A 6437-nucleotide genomic window follows, 5' to 3' on the forward strand; every position below is an offset into this window, starting at 1 on the left:
GGCGTCACCCTCGGCGTCAGCCCAGACGGGCCTCGATGGCCTCGATGATGCGCGGACGCAGTTCGGCGGCCCGGACGACGGCGTCGACCGAACCGACCTCGACGGCGCGCTGGATGTTGTGCACCCGGTCGAACTCCGTGGCCACCTCGCCGAGCTTCTCCGCGCGCACCGAGGAACGCAGCTCGTCCAGCTCGGCGGTCAGCGCGGCGCGTTCGGTGCCGGCCGCGGCGGCGGCGCGCGCCTCCAGGTCCCGCACCCGGGGGTCGGCCGCCGTGCGGGCATTGACGTCGGCGGAGAACACCACCGCGGCGGCGGGCGCGCCACCGAGCACCGACGCGAACGAGCCCTCCAGGGCGAGCACTGTCATGTTCGGGTTCAGCGCCTTCGAGAACACCACGAAGGCACCGCCGTGGTAGCGCGAGATCACACAGAAGACGATCGGCCCCCGGAAGTTGACGATCGCCCGGCCGATCTCGGCGCCGTACTCCAGTTGCAGCTTGCGCATCGACTCCGGTGAGCCGTCGAAGCCGGACAGGTTGGCCAGCACCACGAGGGGCCGGTTGCCGCTGGCCGCGTTGATGGCCCGCGCCGCCTTCTTCGACGAACGGGGGAACAGCGTGCCCGCCGTGTAGGTGTCCGGACCGTCGGTGGGCGGGAAGCCGTGCCGAGGCACCGACCGGGACTCGATGCCGAGCAGGCACACCGGGATGCCACCGAGGTGGATGTCCTGCACGACAGCGGTGTCCGCGTCCGCCATGCCCGCCCAACGCTCCAGCACCGGGTGGTCCTGGTCGGAGAGGGCCCGCATCACCGTACGGATGTCGAACGGCTTCTTACGGTCCGGGTTGTGCGCGACGGAGAAGATCTCCCCGACAGTGGTGAAGGCACTACCCGCCACGTCGTGCGGGAAGTCGGAGATGTCGCGGTCGGTCGGGTCGACGGTGACCGCGCGTCGGGGCGCGTCCTCACCGGGCGCGACGTACGTGTGGTCGTAGTGCGACATCACCACGTCCCGCGCGGCCGTCAGGTTCGGCGCCCAGTATTGCGCCTGCCCGTTCGGCCCCATCACCCGGTCGTAGCCGCCGATGCCGAAGTTGTCCTCGGCGGACACGCCACCGGAGAAGTCGAGCGACTGCTTGCCGGTGAGCACCATCGCCGATTCGGGCGTCATCACCAGGATGCCCTTGGTGTGCATGAGCATCGTCGCCTCGGCGTTCCAGTATGGCTGCGCGCCGACGTTGATGCCCGCGACCACGATGTTGATCTCACCGCCGGCCTGGGTGAACTCGACGATCCGCTTCAGCGCCGCGGCCACCCAGTCCATGTTCTCCGTACCGGTGGTCATCGAGATGCGCGCCCCGGCGGACAGCGCCCACCACTCCAGGGGCACGTTCATCCGCTCCGCGAGGTCCAGTGCGGCGATCACGCGCCGGCACTCCGGCTCCGACAGGGCGCCCAGCGCCTTTGTCGGGTCGCCGAGCAGCACCACCCGGGTGACGCCCTGCGGGTGCCGCTCGGTGGGCGTGGTGACCACCCCGGCCACGATGGCGGCGCTGTTGCGCCCCTTCGGCCGCCGCACCGGCACCAACACGTGCTGGTCGTCGAGGTCGTGCTCGACGAAGTCACCGAGCCGGCCGGTCAGCTCGTACGGGTACACGGTGTTGCGGCTGCTCGCCCGCAGCACCTTCAGCCGGTACTCGTCGAGCGGCTCGATCGGCTCGACCGGCGGCTCACCCACGGCCAGCTCCGCGCCGCCCGCGGCGTCGAACGAGATCCGTACGGCGATCTTGGTCAGCTCGCCGGTCCGACGGTCGCGCTGCCGCGCGATGAACAGGATCTCCTCCAGTCCGGCGCCCACTGTCGTCGGGCGGACGCGCCCGGCGATCATCTCCATCTCCTCGCGGGTCAGCTCGCTCGGCGGCCAGACGTAGACCACGATCCGGTTGGTGTTGAACCGGGTCTTCGACGGTCGCCGCGACTGGGCGCGACGGATCGAGTCGAGGCAGGCGGCGATGGCGTCCTCGGCCGTCGGCAGCGCCACCAGGCGGCCGTCCTGCTCACGAAGCTCGGTCAGGTCACGCACCTGCGCGAACGCGACGAGGCGTTCGTCCGCCCGGTTGTCCCGTGCCACGCACTGGAAGAGGTAGACCTCCTCGTCCGACGACGGCAGGCGGGTCAGGTCGAACTTGTGCAGCCGCTCCAGCTGCATCCGCTGCGCGATGTAGGGGTGCAGGCCCCGGATCAACCGGTCCTCGGTCAGCGCGTCGTTCGACGGGCGGAAGGTGAAGTGGTGGTGCATGACCGCCCCGCCGCGACCCGCGACGGTGGTGGTCACCCGCCGGACCTGCGGCGGCAGCGGGTGCGCGGCGATGACCTCCGCCAGTGCCGCCGCCATCGAGTCGAAGTCCTCCGGCTGGTTTTCCCACCCGAGGTAGATGTCGGCGTCGACGGAGTCCTCGTCGGCGGCCAGCTCGGCCAGGCCGCGCAGCGCGCCGCCCAGCGCGTCGAAGCGCACCGCGACGGAGACCACGCTCGAATCGGCGCGCTCGGCCACCACGAACGTGCAGCCCGCGACCTCCTGGGTCCGCACGCCGGTGAGCGCCCGGTTGCCGTAGTACCGCCGGGTCAGCACCTCCAGCACGACGGCGTTGTCGAGGTGGTCGCGGACGAGCCGCTGGCCGAGCAGCCGGACAAGTGGTTCGGTGCTGCGTACCATCTCGGCGACGCGTTCGGTGCGGTCGGCCGCGTCCGGGTGGGCGTCCAGGTGCCGCAGGTGCCCACGGACCTGGGCGTAGACGCGGGCGCGGTTGCGGCGCAGCAGCGGCTGGGCGAACCAGGCGAACACCACGCCGCGGGCGAGGTCGGCGATCGCGGGGAAGCGCACCTGTGTGGCGGCGATCAGCCGTTCCAGCGCGAGACCGGCGGGCTCGCGCAGCGCCTCGTCCGGCGGGGTTTCCCCCAGCCAGGCGCGCAGCAGCGTCGCGACGACGGTGGCGTCGGCGGACGCCCGTTGCTGGGCGAGGAAGATCCGGAAGACGGCGGCTTCGAGCGCGGGGGAGCGCTCCAGGTCGGTGACACCGTAGTGGCCGAGCGCCTTGGCGAGCCTGGTCTGGAAGGCGTCCGGCAGCCCGGCCCGCTCGACGTCGAGGCTCTGCAGGTAGGTGTGGAAGTACTCACGGGCGCTGTGTACGTGTGCGGCGCCGCCGTCCTCGCCCGTCGGCCGGTTGCGGCTCAACTCGGCGAGGTCGGCGAACACCTCGATGAGGTCGAGTTCCGCGGCCAGCTGCCGCGGACCGGCCTCGCTGGCGGCCCGGCGGGCCGTGAGGTAGCCGTCGAGCACCCGACTGTCGTCGTGCGGGTCGACGTCGAAGCCGAGCAGCAGGCCCCGCAGGTCCTCCTGGCCGCGCCTGCTGCGCGCGGACGCCGGAACCTCCCCGGCGGCGGTGGGCAGGTCCAGCTCGACGGCCTCGCTCGTCGGGTCGGCCGCGGTGTCGTCGGCCTCGTCCGCGAGCGGCTCCAGGCGAAGCAGCGGCGCACCCGTCTCCACCTGGCTGCCCACCGAGACGGCGCACTCCTTGAGCCGCGCCTTGAACGGCGCCCGCAGCACCGTCTCCATCTTCATCGCCTCCAGCACCAGCACCGGTGCGCCGGCCTCGACCTCGGCGCCGATCTCCAGTGGCGTGGCGACGACGAGCGCCGGCATCGGGGAGCGCAGGACGCCGCCCTCGTCGCGGCTGATCCGGTGGGTCACGCCGTCCACCTCGACCAGGTGGGTCGGCCCGTGGGTGCCGGTGAGCAGGCGGTACCGGATGCCGTTGACGACGATCTGACCGGTGTGCCGGTCGAAGCGGTCCAGCTCGACGTCGGCGGTGCGCACGGCAACGCCCGCCTCGATGCCGACGCGGAACCGGTGCGCGCCGACCCGCGCCACGCGCGTGCGGTAGCCGACACCGCGCAACTTGAGGTCCAACGGTCGACCGCTGGCGTGCTGCACCTGCGGGCGGCCACCGGATGCCGTCGACAGCAGCCGCTGCCGCTCGATGCGCTCGTCCTCCTCGTACGCCTCGATGGCGGCGGCGGCCAAGGCGATCGCGGAGTGCCGGTGCGTGACCAGCCGGCCCTCACCGCGGACGCGGTCGATCCAGCCGGTGTCCGCGCTGGCGTCGATCACCTCGGGCTGGTCGAGCAGGTCGAGCACGAAGCTCTTGTTCGTCGCGCCGCCCTCGATGATCACCGTGGTGTTCGCCATCGCCCGACGAAGCTTGCCGAGCGCCTCGTCCCGATCGCGGCCGTACGCGATGATCTTGGCGATCATCGAGTCGAAGTCGGCCGGGATGGTGTCGCCCTCGCTGACGCCGGTGTCCACCCGGATGCCGGGGCCGCTGGGCAGGTCCAGCCGTGCGATCCGGCCCGGCGACGGCGCGAAGTCGCGGTCGGGATCCTCGGCGTTCAGCCGGGCCTCGATGGCGTGCCCGCGCTCCGCGGGCGGCGCACCCTCGAGGCGCCCGCCGAAGGCGACGTGCAGTTGCGCCTTGACCAGGTCGAACCCGGTGGTCAACTCGGTGATCGGGTGCTCCACCTGGAGGCGCGTGTTGACCTCGAGGAACGCGAACAGTCGATCGCCGGGGTGGTACAGGAACTCGACTGTCGCCGCCCCCCGGTAACCGACAGCGATGGCCAGTCGCTCGGCCGACGTCTTCAGCTCGGCGGCCTGTGCCGGGTCGAGCACCGGCGACGCCGACTCCTCGATGACCTTCTGGTTGCGCCGCTGCACCGAGCAGTCCCGGACGCCGAGCGCCCAGGCCGTGCCCTGCCCGTCGGCGATCACCTGGACCTCGACGTGCCGAGCGCCGGTGACCAGGCGCTCCAGGAACACGATGCCGCTGCCGAACGCGCGCGCGGCCTCCTGGCTGGTGCGCTCGTACGCGTCGTCGAGTTCGGCCTCGTTGCGGATCACGCGGATGCCGCGCCCGCCGCCGCCCGCGGTCGCCTTCAGCATCAGCGGGTAGCCGACCTCGGCCGCCGACGCACGTGCGGCGTCCAGGGTCTCGACGGCGCCACGGCTCCACGGCGCGACCGGCACGCCGACCTTCTCCGCGATCAGCTTCGAGCCGATCTTGTCGCCGAGTTGGCGCATGGCGTCCGCGCTCGGTCCGACGAATGTGACGCCGATCTTCTCGCACAGCTCGGCGAACGCCGGATCCTCGGCGACGAAGCCCCAGCCGACCCACGCGGCGTCGGCCCCGGTCTCGGTCAGCGCGCGCTCCAGCACCGCCAAATTGAGGTACGGGCGAGCGGCGGCCGGACCGAGATCGTAGGCGACGTCCGCTTCGCGGACGAATGTGGCGGTGCGGTCGACGTCGGTGTAGAGAGCAACGGTTTCGATCCGTCTGCCGGTTTCCGCAGCCAGCTCGCGGACCGCGTGGATGAGCCGCATGGCGGCTTCACCTCGGTTGACGATGGCGACACGGTTGAACACCCGACTGACCCCTTAGCTAGACCTCGGACTGCGTGCCGCGAGACGACGGCTCCCAGCAGTGATCACCCTTCCGGCTGGCGGCGGCCAGCGCTATGGCGCAACCACCGAACCCACCGTCCCCCAGTTGTAGGAAGTGCACAAAACTTTTTGGCGCCCCGGCCTGCTCTGGCAGCTGATCAAGACGGTGTGGTGGGTTCACGTCGCCCGCCTCCGCCCTTCACCCGCGCCTGATCGGCTGGTCGAGACGATCGTCGCCGGTCCGGTCAAGCGCCGCCCCGGCTCGACCATCCCGGCGCGGGCGGTACGGAGTGTGTGGTCGCCAACGGTATCGGGATCTTCGGGGCAGGCGCTGATCGGTGCCCCACTCGAATTCGCCCGCCCGGTGCTCGATCCGCACGGCCTCGCGTGCGGTCGGCGGGCCACGCGTGATACTCAGGAAATGGCCCTTGCGGCCCGTCAGGTTGAGGCCCCGACAGAGCCAGCGGAGGACCGTCGCCCAATCGATCTTGATCGCTGAAAGTGTCGTACACCTGTCCTATTCTTTGCCCATGATTGAGGCGCTGACGCGGGCAGACGACGCGGTCGCCGCCTGCGTCGACGCCGCCGCCTGGGCCCTCACCGAGGACGAGCTGGTCGCCGCACTCGACGCCGCGCACCGCCTGGAGCAGCGACTCGCCGCCGTCACGCTCGCCCTGGTCCGCGAGATCGACGGTCGGGGCACCGCCCACGCGCAGGGGGCGTCCAGCACAGCGGTCTGGCTGCGTGAGCGACTCCGCCTCACCGTCCCGGCCGCCCGCCGGCTCGTCGACCTCGCCGCCGCTCTGGACACCGGCAACCCCGCGATACGCGCCGCCCTGGCCAACGCCGACATCACAACGGAGCAGGCCCGGGTCATCGCCGACACCGTCGCCACCGTGCACACCGCCGCCGACGCGCAGGCAGCCGACAAGGCCGTCGG

General features: G+C 71.7%; 2 protein-coding genes. One reads left to right on the plus strand and one right to left on the minus strand.

The window, feature by feature from the left end:
* Positions 1–16: 16 nt before the first annotated feature.
* Complete coding sequence (locus ACLQ29_RS22865) at positions 17–5479, minus strand: carboxyl transferase domain-containing protein (RefSeq protein WP_425773525.1); 5463 nt, start codon at positions 5477–5479, stop codon at positions 17–19.
* A gap of 548 nt (positions 5480–6027) precedes the next feature.
* Between ACLQ29_RS22865 and ACLQ29_RS22870 the strand changes: the two genes are divergently transcribed.
* A partial coding sequence (locus ACLQ29_RS22870) for a DUF222 domain-containing protein (protein ID WP_425773526.1) occupies positions 6028–6437 on the plus strand: 410 nt, incomplete at its 3' end.

Source organism: Micromonospora sp. DT228 (assembly GCF_049841595.1).
GTDB lineage: Bacteria > Actinomycetota > Actinomycetes > Mycobacteriales > Micromonosporaceae > Micromonospora.